Source organism: Pseudomonas sp. PvP009 (assembly GCF_017832995.1).
Classification (GTDB): domain Bacteria; phylum Pseudomonadota; class Gammaproteobacteria; order Pseudomonadales; family Pseudomonadaceae; genus Aquipseudomonas; species Aquipseudomonas syringae.
In genome coordinates this window covers 2821426-2839037 of the sequence record NZ_JAFIBG010000001.1, presented here as the reverse complement: position 1 = coordinate 2839037, position 17612 = coordinate 2821426, and the positions used below count along the sequence as shown (strand labels likewise).

The window sequence follows — 17612 nt, the reverse complement described above, 5'->3', positions numbered from 1 at the left end:
TTTAAAGGCTTGGCAATCGGCCGCTAACGCTTCGGGTCCGCGTTGGCGATTATCTGACGCCTTGCCAATACACGATCATCAATAGCGGTGGCACGCCACTTGCTGGGTACCCATCGTGAAGTAATGGGGCTTGTTCCATTGCATCAGCGCTCGTGTTAACGACGACGAAGTAATTCATGGTCATGGATCAGGCAGGTGGCTGCTCGGCAAGCCGAATAGCAGCCCCAATGAAGTCACCGTTATCGAGTGGAAGGTATACATGGACTTTCGTGCTTTTTATTCAGGCAATGCTCAGCAGTTTTTGGCCACGCGCCAACTTGCTTTTTCCGAACTGGAAGAGGTTGTAAAACGCCAGTATGCCGATGCGCAACTGGCTCTGATCAGCAGTTCTCCAGTGCATGGCATCGCTAACGCGGCCAGTGATATAGATTTGATATGTGTGACCGATGATCGGCAGTCCGATCAATCGATGGCCTCGCAGATTTACCACAATGAACACCATATGGAAGTGGTGGCGTTTGCCCGCGAAGAAGTTCACAACGCGTTTTCCCAACTGGCGACGGACGCACACAAAAGCACCGCCCAGAAACTCGTTGCGTTCAAGCAGTGGGACAAGCAGCAGGCGGTGTCGCGAAAGTACCTGGAGCGTCTGGTCTGTGCAGTGTCGACCGATCAATCACTGCCTTATCTGGACAGCCAGAAGGACTTGAGCTCGATCTGGTCTGCTGCGGCGTTCGATGACTTTCGCCAAAGTGCCTGCTTCTCGGTGCTGGCCTGGCGCAGTGGCGAATACCGCGCGGCCGCCGCCTATACCTGCAACGCCGCACTGTTTCTGATGAACGCGACGCTGGCCAGCCACGGCTGGGTCAACTCCAATCGCAAGTGGACGCTGTTGCGCTGGGACCACGCGCTCAACAGGCACGGCATGCTGACTGACGACGGCCTTGCACATGCCATCGGGCAACTGTGGCAACGCGCCTATCCGGCCTGTGGCAGTGGATTGCAGGGCGCGGACCTCATGCAGCTTTGTGAATTGACTCAACTCGCCGAGCAGACGTTCGCCTGCGAGGCCGCTTACGCCGAGCTGAAGCCGGGTATCGAGCGCTCCGCCGCCAGCAGGTTTTTGCCGGGGGTCGACTTCGTGCTCACCGGCAATCAGCAGGCGACCCTGTTGACGCATGTGGATGTACCGGAATTGCACAGCACCCGCCCGATCGATCTGGCCGAGCAATCCCGGGAAGTGGCTGCGTGTTTTCTGCGCGCCGCACGGGCGGGGCTGGTCAGTTTCTCACTCAAGGACCAACACCCTATGCAGGGAGCACACGCATGATTGCCAGCACACAAGCCGTTCGCCAGTGGTTTCCCCGGCTCGGTGGCGGCTATGTATACCCGGCGGGCCCCTACACGCAAAAGCTGATATCGGTGGCCTGGTTGCTCATGACCGAGCTTGAGGCGTACCTGGAAGACCTCGAAGGCGCGGCAGACGAGCCGCTGGTGGTGGATGCGCTGAGAATCAAGCTGGCCGAACTGATGGTCGACATCGACTGCCGACTCGCCGGTGCCGATACCCCGAACGAGCTGCACCAGTTCGCGCTGTTCAGCGAGTACGGTCTGACCGACGTCATTGCCCACACAGGCCCCGTCGCCGTCGAATGGCTCGGTGTTCCCGCTGACAGTGCTGTAGGTCAAGACCTTGAAGCAGAGCGGTTGATCGAACTGTTCAAGGAACTGCTGGAAGCCTTTCCCGGGAAATTGTTCAACCCCTTGCTGCCTGGCACTCAGGGTCAGGTTTTGCGAACCCTGCGCGACTGGGACCGCTCCTGCCGCCTGGCAGGTGGGGATGCTGCCTTTCTGGCACCTTTGATGAGGTCTCTATGAACAGTCATGTCATGACCGCGCCGGCGAGCGTACCTGCGCGCAAATCCTCATTCGTCGAACGCTACGGTGCGGTGTTTGGCCGTGAACAAGGCCTTATGTTGCGCATGGCCGGTCTTACCGCAGCCGAGCACTCGGCCGAAGGTTCGTGGATAACCGATGACACCGGCCGCCGCTGGCTGGACTTCGGTTCCTTCGGGTTGCACCTGCTGGGCCATCGGCACCCTCAAGTCGTGGCTGCGCTGACGCGACAGGTCGCATCACTGGGGCTTTCCAGCCGGATACTGGCCAACGAATCCAGTCTGAGCGCCGCCGAGCGGCTCGTGAGGTGTGTCGGCCGTCCGGGCAACGGTGTGCTTTACGGCAACAGCGGTTCTGAGGTCATCGAAGCAGCCCTCAAGCTGGTGCGCATGCAGACCGGCCGGCGGCGAGTCATCGCATTGACCCACGCCTACCATGGCCGGACCAGTGGCGCGCTTGCGGTCAGTTATGGCTATCGCGGGCACGCTGCGCTGATGCATGCCGAAGATGTCGTGTTCATTGCTGCCGGTGATCTTGCTGCTGCACGCCATGCGCTGGCAGAGGGCGATATTGCCGCAGTAATCGCCGAGCCGGTTCAGGGAGAGGGCGGAATCAGGCCGGTCGACCTGGATTTTCTGGGCGAACTTGCCGGTCTGTGTCGCGAACATGGCGCGTTCATGATCCACGACGAGATTCAGTCCGGTCTGGGGCGCAGCGGATCGCTGATCTGCGGCGCGCCCGCCGACATCGTCGTATTTGGCAAAACCCTGGGCGGCGGTGTGTTTCCAGTGGCTGCCGCGATTTACGACAGCAGCCGTTTCGGTGCACCCGCGCGTGATCCGGTCGTACATGCCTCGTCCTACGCTGGCAGCGCGCTGGCGGGAGCCGTGGTCAACGCTGTGCTTGACGTGGTCAGCGATCCCTCATTCTGTCAGCGCGTCAACGAGCTGGGGCAGGTGGCCATGAGCATCCTGCGTGAGCGTTTACAGGACTGTCCTGCCGTGGCTGAAGTGCGTGGCAGCGGCCTGATGATCGGGGTGGAATTCACCTCCAGCAACTACGTGGCGCAGACCCTGATCGAGGCCGCGCAGCGCAATGTGCTGCTGGCTTTCTGCCTGAGCGCAACCTCCGTGCTGCGGGTCTATCCCGACGCGACCATCTCCCGAGACCACCTCGAACAAGGCATCAACAGTTTCTGTGATGCCGTCGATGCGGCTTATCGCTCCATTCAATGACGGAGATTTCCTATGCCTGATGTATCAACCAGTGTTCTTCTCGGCGACTTCGAGCCTGGCGAGGTCTGGCCGATTCTCTCGGACTTCGCTCGCTATCCCGACTTCATGAGCGATGTGCTCGAGGTTATCGTTCACCCCCGGCAAAGTGAATACGTTTCCAGTACGTGGCGCGTATTGATCAATGGCAGCGAGCTGACCTGGACCGAGCAGGACTGGCTGGTAACGGACGAACGCATTGAGTTCAAGCAGACCGATGGCGACCTTGAGGTCTGGTACGGCGAGTGGCTGCTGATCCAGCGCGAAGACGGCTTGCACGTTGACCTGAACGTCACCTTCGACCTCGGCATCCCGTCGCTGGCCGAAGTCCTGCACCCGATCGGTGAACGGGCGATTCGCGCCAACAACGTTCAGATGCTGGACGGGATACGCAATCAACTGCTCGCTCGCCGTCATCAGCGGGTTGCGGCAGGGGGCTGCTGATATGCGCTCGACATTGATCATCACCGGGGCCAGCGGTGCGCTGGGCTCCTGGTTCGTGCGTGACTGGCTCAGTCAGCATCCGGCGTCGCATGTGATCGCCTTGTGCCGTTCCACGCAGGCGGCCAGTCGCTGCCTGCAGGATTTGCCTGAGCACAGCCGCTCGCGGCTCGACTGCCAAATCGCCGACCTTACAGACGCCGAGTCCCTGAATGCGCTCGCCGCCACGCTGCCCGCTATCGAGTGCGCCACAGCAGTCCATCTGGCTGCCGATGTGGCCTGGGACAAGACCTTCGACGAGATGCACGAGTTGAATGTCGAAGGTGCGCAGCTGTTCTGCGGCTTTGTCCAGAGGCTGGTGCGCAAGCCTCATTTCATTTATGTGTCCACAGCGTTCACCCGTTGTGAAGGCTGGACCTATCGCAACGGTTACGAGGAAAGCAAGGCAGCCGCAGAGCGTGGTTTGCGTGAGACCTTCGGCACGCAGATGCCGATTTCCGTGTTCAGTTGCAGCCTGGTCATTGGCGCTACCAGCGATGGTGCAATCAGTCGTTTTCACGGCCTGTACCCGCTGATTCGCTTTATCAATTCCTTTGCGCCGCCTTTTCTGGTCGGCAATCGCCAGGGGTTGTTCGATCTGGTGCCTATCGATTGGGTGGTGGACGAATTGATCCATCTGGTCAGTCATTGCGTGGCCGGTGGCGAAGCACGTGAGGTCGTCGCCTCGGCGGGGGATGCACGCCTGCCTTATGAGCAGGTGATCCGCATCATCGAGTCGCGCGTCGACCATGCTCGGCAGCAAGCGGGTATTGCGCCCTTGACCCCGGCACCGATCCTGCGCAGCCGCCAATGGGCATTCCTCAAGCGCTCGCTGGTCGCATGGCGGCCCGAAGGTATTTCGACCCGGGATTTCCGCTATTTCGAGCGCCTGTTGCAAATCTATGGCGTGTACGCCGAAAGCGATCTGGTCAGGCCACCGTTGAATGTCCGTAACCCGGCACCCGGCGCGGAGGTGTTTTTACCCAAAGCGGTGGATTACTGGCTGGCTCATGCGCCCGACGCGCGGCTAAGCCTGGACAAGCTTGTCGCGAAATCGGCGGCAATGCACGGTTAGCAGGCCCTTTCAACGATTGAACGGGAGATGGAACATGGCAGACACAATCGAACTCGACACGATGGACAGTGGCGCTTACGACCGACGCTCCGAGCGCGCCACATTGGCACGCGACAACCTGTCACTGACCTCGGATCTCAAGCAACTCAGCCACTGGCGGCAGGCATTGCAGATAGGCGTGCAGTGGGCTGTGATCGTCGTCGCAGTCACGCTGGCTGAAGTCAGTGACTCGACGCTGGTGTGTCTGATCGCAGTAGTCGTCATTGCGACGCGACAGCACGCGTTGCTGGTACTCATGCACGATGCGGCGCATTTGCTGATCAGCCGTGACAAGCGGCGCAACGATCTGATCTCCAACGTATGCCTGACGTTTCCCCTGACGTTGAGCACGTCACGCTACCGGGCTCACCACATTGCCCACCACAAGCACCTCAACACGCTGGACGATCCGGACTACGCCGATGCCTTCGCACCCGCCAGTTCCGGGTTGTTCTGGCAGGCTCTGCTGCGCGACATCAGTGGGCTGTCGACCCTGCAATCGCTACGCACGATGGACAGCTTCAGCGTGATCGGACTGTTCACTCACCGCGTGCCGTCGACCCGCATCGAGCGCTATCAGGCAATGGCCTTTTATGCCTGCGCCGCACTGCTTATCACGGCGTTGCAGGCCTGGCCGGGCGTGCTGTTGTACTGGCTGGCGCCCCTGGTGTTCTTTCTGCCGCCGATTCTGCGCATTCGCAGCCTGTCGGAGCACGCAGGGCTTTCGACCCAGAGTGTGAAGCGCGACGCACGCAGTGTCAGCCCCGGCTGGCTGGAACGAGGACTGTTTGCGCCGTGCAATATCAATCGGCACTGGGAGCACCACCTTTTTCAACAGATACCCAGCTATCACCTGGGCACCTTGTCCCGACGCCTGGCGCAACGCCTGCCTGGCTCGGCTGCCGCCTGCAGCACTCAGGGCTATCTCTTGGGGGAACGCAGCATGCGCGCCGAATTGTATGGTGCCAACGGCCGAGCGCGTGCCGTGGCCTCTCTGGATCAGGAGGCTTGAACCCATGATGCTGACCGGTTCTGAAATAGTGAAGATGCGCGAGGTCGGCAGTGTCGTCATCGAGCCCTTCGACCCCGCCCATGTCGAGGTCAACTCGTACGGCTGTCACCTGGCGGATCTGCTTCTGGAGTACCGCAGCGACCGCATCGATCCTCACGGTGAGCTGGAGGTGGTCGAGCACCATATTCCGCCCGAAGGCTTCGTGCTGTACCCCAACCGTTTTTACCTGGGCGCCACCGCCGAGCAGATCGGCGGTATCGATTTTGCCAGCGAGCTTTACGCCAATGTGTCCACGGCGTCCTGTGGCGTTTTCATCCAGACCAGTGCGCCGCTTGGTCATACCGGTGCGGCCATCAGCTGGACGCTGGAAATCGTCGTGACTCAACCGGTGCGGGTCTATGCCGGCACCAAAGTGGCCAAGGTCTGCTTCTGGGCGAACTTCGGCATGACCACCTGCTACGCGGGACGCTACTTGGGCTCCAAGAGCACCGTGCCCTCGAAAATCATTCTGGATTGACCATGATATTGACCGGTAGTGAAATCGAAAATCGCGTGCGTTCGGGTGAAATCGTCATCAGTCCGTTTTCCCATGAGAACGTCAATCCCAACAGCTACAACTTCCGCTTGCATGACCAGATGAAGGTCTACGAAGACGATGTGATCGATGTGCGCGCCGAGGCGTCGACGCGAACCATCGAAATCGGTCCGGAAGGCTTTGAATTGCAGCCCATGAAGCTGTATCTGGCCTCGACCATAGAAACCATGGGCAGCACCCATTTCGTACCTACCTATGCGGCTCGCTCTTCGATCGCCAGGCTGGGCATGTTCATCAATCTGTCGGCGCCGCTGGGCGACATCGGCTTCGTCGGGCGCTGGACCTTGCAGCTGTATGCGCTCAACCGCATACGGGTTTACCCCGGCATGAACATCGGTCAAATGATGTTCTGGAACGTCAAGGGCGATATCGAGCTGTATTCCGGAAAGTACCAGGGCGCGACCGAGGCCTTCGCGTCACGGATTTTCATGGATTTCGAGAAGACGCCGCGCCCGCAGCCGCTGGTGCCCAACCTTGCGCCATTCCCCGCTGCTGCAGCCCAGGAAGAGCTCGATGCCGCGCCCGATGCGCTGGCGGCCAGGCCCGGTCGAATGGCCACCGATATTCCACTGATAGCAGGAGGCCGTCGTGTCCAGTAAATACTCGACCTTGAAACACCTTGCCGGTGATCTGCCGGTGCCCGCCCTGAGCGCTCTGCAAGATGCCGATTACCGCGTGTTATGGCAGGACTTTGCCAGCCGCAAACAGGCCATTGAGGACACGCTGAAAACCGTGCGCATCACCGCTGGTGCCTTCCTTGACGAGCACATGGACAGAATCGCCCGGCTGGCCGAGTTCGAATGGAGTGAAGCCGCCGACAGCCATCTTCAGACATTGCTCGGGCAGGCAGGCTTTGATGCCGACAGCGAACTTGCCGTGCGCTCTTCGGCGAATATCGAGGATGGCAACCAGCACAGTTTTGCCGGAATCTTCAGCACGCATCTGTCGGTCAAAGGGTTGCCGGCGCTCAAGGCGGCGATTCTGGATGTCTGGCGCTCCGGGGTTTCCCGTCAGGCCATCCTGGAACGCTTGCGGGCGTCGATGCTGGAAACACCGGTCGAGATGACAGTGATCATGCAGCGCATGGTCAAGGCTCGCTTCGCAGGCGTCGCGTTCAGCCACGATCCGCTGACCGGTGAGGCCGTGACGCTGATTGAAACGGTCGCCTCGCTGGGTGAAGCGATGGTGTCCGGGGTGCAGAAGGGCATGTCGGCGCGGATCGGTGACCAGCAATTGCTGGACTGTGACCCTGCGCTGGAACCGCACACGGCATTGCTGCTGGAGGTGGCGGCGCTGGCCTCCAGGGCATCTGCGGCGTTGGGCATGCCTGCCGACATCGAATGGGCGGTGGATGAAGGGCAACTCTGGCTGCTTCAGGCAAGACCCGTCACCAGCCTGCGCGAGGCGCGCAGCCTGGAACCGGTGCTGGAGTGGGCTGAACTCTACCTTGCCAGTGACGACGCACTGACGGATTTCCGTCCATTGCCTGCCTTTGCGCAGTATTTTCGAAGCAAGCGCCGTCCGCTGGCCTTGTTCGCACAAACCCACGGCGTCTCGGCAGGCCAGGCATTGCTGATAAAGGCCAATCGTCAAGGGCTGCTCGAACCGGCCATGAGCCAGGCATTGCTGGACAGGCTCAAGACCGATCAAGTGGTACTGGATTTCTCCGATCAGGTGCGCCAGCAGATCCTCGAACGTGGCGCACTACGTGAACGGCTGCTTGAGCTCAGCGATGAGCGGGTGGTGTGTTTCGTGCTGCGCGAGTTTCTGAAAGGAGAAACCGGGCTCATCACCCAAGCGTGCGATGACGGCTCGACGACCTGCGAGTGGTCATCGGAAGGTTTGTTGGCGATCAATCGCGGCATTGCCGGCACTCAACGCGCGCGCTTGGCGACGAACGACCCGAGTGGCCCCGCCGATGCGCAGCAACTGCACAGCATCACCCATGCAGCTGGCGCGCTGCTGGGTTCGGTGCAACTGGAATGGGTAAGGGCAGAGCAGCAGTTGCACCTGATCGATTTCTCGCCGTTGTCGACGTTCGTGCAGGTGCAGGACGCAACGGAAATCCGCCTGATTTCTCCAGGTTATGCCGACGGACCGGTGGTGCTGGTCACGGCGGGGCGACAGTTGGAAGAACTGAGTATCTCGGCCACCGTGTCGATCAATTCGATCCCTTCGTCCAGCTCGCTGGGTGCCGAGCTCGAAGAACTCGAGCGACAACTGCGTGTTCACGACGGGCAGGCAATTGTGGTCTCGCCGCGCCCTTATGCGGCCCTGGCGGCATTGCTGCCTTTCGCGCGGGGGTTTGTCTTCGAGCAGGCGTCCATGCTTTGCCATCTTTCGATTTTGTTGCGTGAACACGGCATTCCCGCCGTGGAGTCCGAAGCGCTTTATCAGCAGGGACTTGCCGGACAACGGATCACTTTCAGCCAGAGCCCCAAGGCGCTGCCTCACGCGGTCAACGAAGTACGGGAGCTACAATGACTACGGATATTTCACTGTTGTTTTTCGATCCACACACCCTCAACGGCAGCCTCGATTCTGCGCTGGTTGCCATTGTCGACACAGATGCAGCGCAAGCCCGTCACTCGGACAACGGCCTGTTCATACCCAGCGGTACGTTGCATGCGCAGTGGCTTTCCAATGCCCATCACACCCATGTGCCGATGCCCATGAAAGACTTCGACTTTCAGGTGTTCAATGCCGGACAGCGCAAGCGCACTCAGGACAGCCGTTCGCGCATGCATATGCTGGATCCGACGCTCAATCGTCGACCGCCCGATCAAGCACTGATGGCCACCCTGGCGGTGATGCATCACGCCGATAAATGCAGCGTTTATCACTACGTTCACGAGGGCGAAGCAGGGGCCTTGTTCCTGCACTTGATGGATGTCGAACCGGTCGAGCGTGCTGCCTGGAGGGCCTGGCAACGTTTGGCCCGATCTGCTGCTGCGTGTGTGGCCGTTTCGCAACCGATGCTGAGCGATGACTGCTGGTACGTGCGCTGGCGTCCGGAAATGGAGCTGGAACGTAAATTCACCTCGTTTCAGATACCTGACATGTGGCAGTTGTCCACCGCGATGCACAAGGCATTCGGAGAGGGCGCTTTCAAGGACCTGGTGCTGGAAATCGACCGTGACTTTCAAACCTACGACTATGAATCGCATATCTTCGAAGTGACGGGCGACCCCCTTGAAACCGGTTACATCTCGTTCATTCCCCAGGCCGACGGGCTGATGGCGGTCAAGCGCAAATGGTTTCTCGAGAATGCGGAATTGCGCCGCGAGGACTTCAACACCGATCAGCCGGTGGCGTTTGCCGATATCGAAACTCACGCCCGCTCGATGACCTCGGCAAGCCTGCGTCGGCTCAAGCCGTTCAGGCGCACCCGGATCGACATCAATTTCGAATCGCTGAGGACCGGTAATGGTTTCGGGGCGTACTTCGATGTCTGCCGCATGGTCGACGGGAGTGCGGAGTTCGCCCAGGTCGAAGTCGAATATTGCCGCAGCAGGACCCTGCACACGCTGCGCGAGGTGGAGGAAGACTTTGAAACCGTCTCCAACGTGATGCGCGACTTTCTGGCGGAGCGGCACCCGCTGTTTCAGCAGGATCTCTATTCGAAACTCGACTTTGCCCGTGAGGCGAGTCGGCTCTGAATTCACTTGCCGGGGAGATGATCATGTCGCAATCCACGACCACGCAGATGGCTATTGTGTTCGGTAGCTGGAAAATCCGTCATCAGGAGCCGTTCGGCAGCGATGACCACAGGTTGTATGCCATTGCCGCAGACACGGCGTTGCTGGGTGAGCTGACTGCCGTCGCTGACCTGCGAGGCCGCCACCGGATACTGGCACGCTGGGATGCAGACGGGGCGATGCTCCTTGAGGATTCGCACGGCGCGCTGGGCGACGAAAGCTGCCACAACCTGTCCGGGGCCGCCATCCCGCTGGCGATCATCCGCTTGCAGGCAGACCAGGTGCACATCAGCCACTTGCTCAATCGAATTGATGTGCATCGTTCGCTGTTTGTACAGCCGCCGCTTGCAATCGAGCAGCCTGCCGTCCCGCAAAACCTGTTGATCGCGCTGCGTAATGCGTTCGAGCGCAACCATCTGGCGATCAACAATTGGGAATGTCGCTACGCCACCAGCGAACAGACCTATGTCGAATCCTTCGAGCTTGCACCTGATTGCCATGCGCGAATGCTCGGCGAGGCCTGGTTCGACGCCAGTTTCAGCCCGGCAATGGCGCCGTTCACCAGCCAGTGCGGTGACGAATTTCAGATCTGGGACCATCAGGTAACCGCCGCCAGGGCGGAAGACGGTGGTTATGTATGGGTCGAGCACTGCAGCCGCAAACGCAAGCTGGCGGTCAATGAACCCATCGTGCAGCTGTTTCGCAGCGCGCCGGGCAACCTGTCCGGCACCGTAAGGCACCTGTCGCTGGGTTCTCCGACGCTGGAGGCGATGGCCATGAACATTGACAGCACGTTGCAGGCACTTGGTGAGTATCGACGTTATGCGTTCAGTGCCCCGTGCGAATCCGTGGACAGCGGCAACCTCTTCGCGATTACCTTCGAGACCTGCATGCCGCTCGATTCGCAGGCGGGGAGTACGACGCGCGGTGAGGTGCGTTTTCTCAAGTGCCGGGGCGCACTGGACCCTCAGTCGATCGATGCCGATCTACGCAGGCTGATGGAACACCTGCAGGCATTTCTGAGCGAACGTCGCCAGGAGTGCTGGCCCCTGACTGATCGTTTTGCCTTTTTGCATTCACCATCGCCTTTCATCGCCAGCCCGGAGAGCCTGCACTCATGAGCCGTTACCTTTGCAATGGACGCTATCGATTTGAACTGGACGATCAGACCTCCGGTTCGGCACTGGCCCAGCGGCTGCGGGTGTTTCTCGCGCCTTACTTTGCCGAAGTAGACGACGACGGCCAGACTACCGTCGACCTGAGGGTTCGGTTGCACGACAGCGCGGCATTCAACCCGGAGTGGATGGGCCTCTGCGTGACGCCCGACATCATCCGTGAAACCTACGCCCCCGGCTTTACCCTGAGGGTGTTGCGTGGCCATGACCCGGAGACGGGGCTGGACTATGCCTGGGATGCCGAGACCCAGGTCGGATACCGGATCGACCGGGCGCGTCACACGGTTGATTTCCATGGCGACGAAAATGCCTTCATTCACTTGATCGAACTGGTGCGCTATTACGGGCTGCTGGTCGAGCAGGCCAAAGGCAGTGTGATCATGCATGCCTCGGCGGTGGTCGGGCCGGACGGCGGGATCGTTGCCATCGGCGGTGCAAAAGGGGCAGGCAAGACCACCACCATGCTCGACCTGGTGCTGTCCGATGAGTACCTGTACTTCTCCGGGGACAAGCTGTTGCTGGACAGCGTCGACGGTCGGATTCGCGCCCGCGGCTGGCCGGATTATCCGCATGTCGGTGTCGGCACATTACGTACACATCCAGAACTGGCAAAGCGACTTGATCTGGCTGCAGTGGCTGATGATCTGTCGATCGCGCATACCGAAAAACGCCTGTGCAAACCCGAAGCCATGCGCGCCGCACTCAAGGCCAGCCCGGAAGGCTGTGGCTGGCTGGAGACCGTCATCCTGCCCAACGTGGCGGCGCGGGGCAAATTGCGGGTCCATGCAATGGGTCGCGATGCGATTCTGGAACAGATTCACTCACCCACACTCTTCGAGTGGCCGCATCGTTTCGTTACCTCGACCTGGCACGGCTTGCTGGATGCCGGTTCGCTGACCGACAGCGTACCGCCGCAGATCGTCCGTGGGCTGCTCGGTGTACAGTGGCAAAGCCGTGTGGGCGTGGCGCGCGAGCTGATCAGCGCCTGATAAGGAGATCCTATGAACCACGCTAACCAATTGCGTCTGGCACTGGTGGCCCCCAGCGGTTCCGGGAAGAGTACAACCGCTGAATTGCTGCGTGAGTATTTCGAAACGGCAGGGCTGTCGGTCGAGGTCATCAAGCTCGCCCAGCCCTTGTACGAGTTACAAGGCATGTTCTATGCGCAGGCCGGGGTGCAAGTGGCGAGCGGCAGCCAGAATCAGCGTTTGCTGGAGTGCATCGCACGCGAGCTGAGGGATCTGGACAGTCAGTCGCTGGTTACGAACTTCGCCCGACGGTTGGCCCGCTCCTGCGCGCAGGTGGTCATCAATGATGACCTGCGCGACGACACCGTCGACTGGCCGTACCTTCAAGCGCAAGGCTTTCAGGTGATCAAGGTGCTTGCCGATTCATCCGTGAGACAAACGCGTCTGGGGCAGCGAGGCGACATCAGCGTGGTGGAAAACAGCGCACTGGATCTGCAGATGCGCCGGATCGAAGCGGATTATGTACTGCCCAACAGCGGTTCTCTCGAACAGTTGAAGCAGCGTGTTGCTGTGGTGGCCCGCTGGGCGTTGGACGACTCTCAACGCCGGATCGCTTCATGAGGGGCGCTGATCCGTTGGTATGGCTGTTGATCGACGGGTTGTCGTGGGAGCTGGTCAAGCGTTACCGGGCACGACAGCCTGGACGGCCCTCGGCGCAGTGGCCGTGTTACCCCTTGCTGCCACTGTCACCCAATTGCCAGACTCCGCCCTCGCTGTTGTCGATCTTCAGCGGCGCACCGGTCAGCGAGCACGGTTTGACGGGCTATCTCGTCCCCGCGCCAGCGCCGCAGGCCTGCCTGGCGGTGGCGGATGCCTTTCAGGTCTGGCCGCGCCACATCGACATGGTCTGGGATGAATGGGCGCGCCAGGGCATCACTTTCCGCCTGTGTGCCGTGCCCTTTGTCCAGCCCGACAGGCTGGGTGACGCATTGCTTGGGCAAAGCTGCGTCTATCAGGGTTTTTCGCTGCGTCCCGAGGTCATTGAAAACGGTGGCTGCCTGCGTATCGAGGCTCTGGATGTGGCTGCCAGGGTCAGTCTTCAACAGGACGGTGCAGTGCTCGAATGGCCAGAGGACCATGGCCGTGCTGCGTGCCAATTACCGCTGGGCAGCACGGTGCACGTGCCATTGTCGGGGCAGGCCCCGGGCAATGTATGCAAGGCGATTGCACTGCGCGCGGTGCACATCGAAAAACGCATCTGTGTGATCAGCTTCGGTTACCGCGAGGTCCAGGCACTTGATCTGCAGGGCGACTCCAGCAAGGCTTACGTGGCCAATGACCTGACGGTGCTGTACCGCACCGGACAGCTGGGCAAGCGGCTGGATGAGGGCGGGCAGGGCGCTGCGGAATGGCTGCTGCTGGAACTGATGCGCGAGATGCATGAAAGCTTTTGCGACGACATTGTCGGCGCAGTCAGGGCCGGTGATGCACAGCGTGTCATCGGTTACTACCCGGTGGTGGATCTGCTGTCACATCATTTGCTCAAGTACCTCGCGCCAGACTGGGCCAGCGAATTGATGCAAGCGGTTGGGCAACGCCTGTTCGACGAGATATCGGGGTGGGTCGATGAGCTGATCCTGCGCTGCGTCGATGCGGCGGGTCGGGAGGTACGCTGCGTGGCTCACTCGGATCACGGTATGGCACCGGTCCATCACGATCTTTACCCCAACAGTTTTTTCGAGCAGCAGGGCTGGCTGGTCTATGACGCGTCAGGCGTGCCGGATATGCACAAAAGCGCGGCGGTCTTTCATCCGGCCGACAACGGTCTGGTGTTGTTCAACACCAGGCGACTGGCGCTGTCCGGACACGACCCTGGCTCCGTGACCGACGCCTGGCGCAAAAGCCTCGCAGAGCCGTTTCGAGATGAGTGGACGATGTTCGAGTGCGCCGACGGGCAGGTCTTTGCCGAAGGCTGGACGGGCGGCTGCTACTGGCAGGCTCCGCGAGGCACGCGACTGCTGGCCGCTCGTTCAGAACACGCCGTTCGCCTCAGCCGAAAAGGTGGCGATCACACGGTATGCGCCAATGACCCGTGGTTGCGTGGCGTGTTGCTGGACGCCAGCAGTACGCCGTTGCCACGGCCTGCCGACGCTGAAATGACACTGCCTGCGATTCGCCAGTGGCTCACAGCCACATTCTGACACCTGACTCGATACTTTCAGCCACAGGGAGCTTATCCATGCGCTTCGACAGTCTGCTTTTCGATATTGACGGCACACTCATGCTCAAGGGACAGCCTCTGCCGGGCGCAGCCGATGCATTGAGCTTCGCGCGTTCGCAGGGTTTAAGGCTGCAATTGCTGACCAACACCACGGCGAAGATGCCGGAGGAGCTGGCAGAGGAGCTTTGCCACGTTGGCATCGAGGTCGTCCCCGACGAAATCCAGACCGCCACCACGGCCTGTCTGGGCTATTTGCAGCAACATCCGCACCTCAAGTGCCATCTGCTGGTCCCCGATTCGATACGGCCGGCGTTCAGCGACATCGTTACAGACGATACGAACCCGGACGTAGTGGTCATCAGCGATATCGGCGAAGCCTTCGACTACGCCACACTGAATCGCTGTTTCCGTATGTTGCGAGGCGGTGCTCGCCTCATCGCATTGCAAAAAAACCTGTTCTGGTTCGATCGTGACGGGGAACGCCTCGATTGCGGCGCCTTCATCGTCGGGCTCGAGGCCGCAGCACAGATACAGGCCCTGGTCATGGGCAAGCCGTCGCCGATGTTTTTCGAGGCTGCCTTGCGCAAACTTGATACCAGCGCCAGCCGCACTCTGGTAGTGGGCGACGACGTTCTGACTGACTGCGCAGGGGCGAAAGCCGTCGGTGCCAGCAGCCTGCTGGTGCGTACCGGAAAATATGACCCGAGGCTGTTCGAGGCCCATCGGCAAAACGTGGATGCGGTGATTGAAGGGATTGCAGATTTCCCACGCTGGTGGATGTCCGGCAATACCGCAGGTCATCTGCGTCAAGGTTAAGTAACTGGATTACAAGGACGAATCATCAATGCAGACAGCATGCGCCAAAACGTTCAAAGAGCGCCCGGAAACTATGTCCGAGCGTATTTACGCCCTGCTCAAAGAAGACATTTCCGAGTTTCGTCTATTACCCGGCGAGCGATTTACTGAAGGTGAAGTGGCCGAGCGTGTTCAAGCCAGTCGAACACCGGTCAGGCAGGCATTGTTCCGGCTGGAGCAGGAAGGGTACGTGGAGGTTTATTACCGAAGCGGCTGGCAGGTGCGGCCCTTTGACCCTCGTCACTTCGAGGAACTGTATGACGTGCGGGTGGTGCTCGAGCTGGCGGCGCTCGCCAGGCTGGGTTCGATGGACCTGAGCGTCGAGCCGTTGATCGATGAACTCATACGCACTTGGCTGGTGCCGAAAAACGAGCGATTGAGAGACACCGATATCCTCGCCGGGCTGGGTGAACGGTTTCATTGTGCGTTGGTCGAGGCCGTGGGTAACCGGGAAATGGCCAGGCTGCATCACGAGATCACCGAGAAGACCCGAACCATCCGGCGTCTCGAATTCAGCGCCTCCAGAGTCGATGCAACGTACGAAGAACATGGCAGCATTCTGAAGGCCCTTCTGCAATGTCGGCCGCAACAGGCCCAGCAATTGCTGGAAGCACATGTCGAACTCAACAAGGAGGAGGCGCGCAGAGCCACCCAGCATGTTTTGCGCCGCGCGCGTCACTACGCCGAGAAGAACGAGCCCGCCAGGTTACGTGCGCAAGCGCAGTGAGCGGTTGCTGGATAGCTGCGCGTTTCGGTCGTTTGATCCATCACCGGTAACGCAATGCTTCCAGCAACAGGGCAAAGTTCCTTGATCACCGCGCGGCCAATAATGGCGAATGACTATTCTGAGGCAGAGTGTGTAGGTATCAGTAGTTCTGCTTGAGCCTCGACCACATCAGCGAGGCAAGCGAGCGTGATGCCATGAGCTGCTCCTCGGCTCGAACTGCAGAGGGCAGGGCATGCCACGGTATGCTGGCGGTTCGGTGATGCTGTAAGTGCAGGTTGATATGGTAAGGCCAGATGAAAAATCGTCCCAGCCAGCCGACGCGCCAGGCGTAGGTCCACTCTTCCCAGCCAGGCGTGACGCCGGGGCCGCCGCTGTGCTCGGCCATGCTGCGAATTTTCTGCAGCAGGGTGCCGACCGTAATCAGGGGCAGGAACCACAGCATCGCCACCAACCCGAACGTTTGCGCCGAGCATTGCCAGATAAGCGCGGCGACAATCATCAGCCATACCAGCGCTGCCGAAATCAGCGGGCGGGTGAGCGCTGGCGGCGCGCCTCCTGCGGCCTTGTAGGCGGCAATGTTGCGCAGCGTGTTGATCAGCAGCAAGTCTCCCAGCAGTTGCCTGGCCAGCAACTTCGCGGTTAACGGTCGGAACTGCCAGGGCTGGCGGTAATAGAGGAAGCGTCGTTCCGGGTCCTGTTCGGTACCTGCGTGCTGGTGATGGTCCAGGTGCAGGGGGCGGTAGAATTCGATCGGCACCAGGCCCGGAACACCGATCGCCAGGTTGATCAGGAAGTCGTTAGTACTGCGCTGTCGAGTCAGGTGGTAATGGGTTGCATCGTGATACAGCACGAACAACGCGTGCTGCCTTGCTGCCACGATGAGCACGGCCAGCAGATAAAAGCGCCAGTCTGCGAGGTAAATCGCGACACGAATCGTGACCAGTATGCACAGCCATTCGAGTAGCAGAGCCGATAAGGTGCGCATGTCTACCGCACAGCGCCTGAGTACCAAGGTCGTCAGGCCGCAGGCCAGGCCGATGAACACGCCACAGGCCATGTCGGTGAAGACATGCTGCCCGGTGGTCATCACCGTCAGCATTAGCACTGCGCTCCAGAGGGCAAATACCCAGGCCGATCTCAGACGCAAACCGCCCATGACGACGCTGATTGCAACGGGTAACGCCACATGCCCGCTGGGTGATGCCGCCAGTGGCGCATCGAGCTGGTATAGCCAGTCGAGCCACGCGGAACCGCTTTCAGGACGCAGGATCATAGTCGGCCAGAACAGGTGGCTGACCAGGCACAGCCCGGCGGCCAGGGCGCCGGCGAAAAATACCGGCAGCAGCCAAGAGGACTGACGCCCCATGTAAACGAGCACCGGCATCACCAGCGTATAGCTGAGATACAGCGGCAGCGTGAACGGCAGCAAGGGCATATGAGCGTCGACGATACCTGGCTCGACGAGCCTTGCTGGGCCCATTGGAACGTGTGTCACCAGAAAGTACAGCAGGCCGGTGACCAGCAGGTAGGCCAACAGCCACGTGACGGGACGATCAGTACTGGACGTGGCGCATTGATGAGGATGCATGGGTGCGAAGCC

The 17612-nt window shown here is 60.3% G+C and carries 17 protein-coding genes; 16 read left to right on the top strand and 1 reads right to left on the bottom strand.

Annotated features, from left to right (window positions below):
* The first annotated feature begins 259 nt into the window (after positions 1-259).
* The 16 genes from JOE29_RS12035 to JOE29_RS11960 are packed head-to-tail and all read left to right on the top strand — an operon-like array spanning position 260 to position 16012.
* Positions 260-1330: a DUF6001 family protein gene (locus JOE29_RS12035; RefSeq protein ID WP_016568120.1), complete on the top strand. Its 1071-nt coding sequence runs from the start codon at positions 260-262 to the stop codon at positions 1328-1330.
* The gene (locus JOE29_RS12030; RefSeq protein ID WP_057406191.1) at positions 1327-1878 is read left to right on the top strand and encodes a DUF6031 family protein; all 552 of its coding nucleotides are present in this window, start codon (positions 1327-1329) and stop codon (positions 1876-1878) included. Before JOE29_RS12035 ends, JOE29_RS12030 begins: the two co-directional genes overlap by 4 nt.
* Positions 1875-3131, top strand: coding sequence for an aminotransferase class III-fold pyridoxal phosphate-dependent enzyme (locus JOE29_RS12025; protein ID WP_057406190.1), 1257 nt, complete (start codon positions 1875-1877; stop codon positions 3129-3131). Before JOE29_RS12030 ends, JOE29_RS12025 begins: the two co-directional genes overlap by 4 nt.
* A gap of 12 nt (positions 3132-3143) precedes the next feature.
* Positions 3144-3611: an SRPBCC family protein gene (locus tag JOE29_RS12020; protein ID WP_003410412.1), complete on the top strand. Its 468-nt coding sequence runs from the start codon at positions 3144-3146 to the stop codon at positions 3609-3611.
* 1 nt (position 3612) lies between these two features.
* Positions 3613-4722, top strand: a complete 1110-nt coding sequence (locus JOE29_RS12015) for an SDR family oxidoreductase (RefSeq protein ID WP_074954320.1) — start codon at positions 3613-3615, stop codon at positions 4720-4722.
* 34 nt (positions 4723-4756) lie between these two features.
* On the top strand, positions 4757-5773 hold the full coding sequence (locus JOE29_RS12010) for a fatty acid desaturase family protein (protein ID WP_137983523.1): 1017 nt from the start codon (positions 4757-4759) through the stop codon (positions 5771-5773).
* A 4-nt stretch (positions 5774-5777) separates the two neighbouring features.
* Positions 5778-6290, top strand: coding sequence for a deoxycytidine triphosphate deaminase (locus JOE29_RS12005; protein ID WP_003410416.1), 513 nt, complete (start codon positions 5778-5780; stop codon positions 6288-6290).
* A gap of 2 nt (positions 6291-6292) precedes the next feature.
* Positions 6293-6967 carry a dCTP deaminase gene (gene dcd / locus JOE29_RS12000; RefSeq protein ID WP_046270106.1) on the top strand — a complete coding sequence of 225 codons (675 nt, stop codon included), beginning with the start codon at positions 6293-6295 and terminating at the stop codon, positions 6965-6967.
* Positions 6957-8852 carry a PEP/pyruvate-binding domain-containing protein gene (locus tag JOE29_RS11995; protein WP_210079546.1) on the top strand — a complete coding sequence of 632 codons (1896 nt, stop codon included), beginning with the start codon at positions 6957-6959 and terminating at the stop codon, positions 8850-8852. Before dcd ends, JOE29_RS11995 begins: the two co-directional genes overlap by 11 nt.
* Positions 8849-10027, top strand: a complete 1179-nt coding sequence (locus JOE29_RS11990) for a hypothetical protein (protein ID WP_057406187.1) — start codon at positions 8849-8851, stop codon at positions 10025-10027. The genes JOE29_RS11995 and JOE29_RS11990 overlap by 4 nt, the downstream gene beginning before the upstream one ends.
* Positions 10028-10050: 23 nt before the next feature.
* Positions 10051-11187 carry a hypothetical protein gene (locus JOE29_RS11985; RefSeq protein ID WP_103364735.1) on the top strand — a complete coding sequence of 379 codons (1137 nt, stop codon included), beginning with the start codon at positions 10051-10053 and terminating at the stop codon, positions 11185-11187.
* Entirely contained in the window at positions 11184-12230 is a 1047-nt protein-coding gene (locus JOE29_RS11980; protein WP_044312822.1) for a hypothetical protein, read from the top strand. Before JOE29_RS11985 ends, JOE29_RS11980 begins: the two co-directional genes overlap by 4 nt.
* A 12-nt stretch (positions 12231-12242) precedes the next feature.
* Positions 12243-12830 (top strand): dephospho-CoA kinase, encoded by a 588-nt coding sequence (locus tag JOE29_RS11975; RefSeq protein WP_016568130.1) that lies wholly within the window; start codon positions 12243-12245, stop codon positions 12828-12830.
* Positions 12827-14410 carry an alkaline phosphatase family protein gene (locus tag JOE29_RS11970; protein WP_137983525.1) on the top strand — a complete coding sequence of 528 codons (1584 nt, stop codon included), beginning with the start codon at positions 12827-12829 and terminating at the stop codon, positions 14408-14410. The genes JOE29_RS11975 and JOE29_RS11970 overlap by 4 nt, the downstream gene beginning before the upstream one ends.
* 38 nt (positions 14411-14448) lie before the next feature.
* The gene (locus tag JOE29_RS11965; RefSeq protein ID WP_137983526.1) at positions 14449-15246 is read left to right on the top strand and encodes a TIGR01458 family HAD-type hydrolase; all 798 of its coding nucleotides are present in this window, start codon (positions 14449-14451) and stop codon (positions 15244-15246) included.
* 28 nt (positions 15247-15274) lie between these two features.
* Positions 15275-16012, top strand: a complete 738-nt coding sequence (locus tag JOE29_RS11960) for a GntR family transcriptional regulator (protein WP_016568133.1) — start codon at positions 15275-15277, stop codon at positions 16010-16012.
* Positions 16013-16151: 139 nt separating this feature from the next.
* Here the strand turns inward: JOE29_RS11960 and JOE29_RS11955 are convergent, their stop codons facing one another.
* A complete protein-coding gene (locus tag JOE29_RS11955) occupies positions 16152-17600 on the bottom strand; it encodes a fatty acid desaturase (protein WP_044312818.1) in 1449 nt (482 codons plus the stop codon).
* Positions 17601-17612 lie beyond the last annotated feature (12 nt).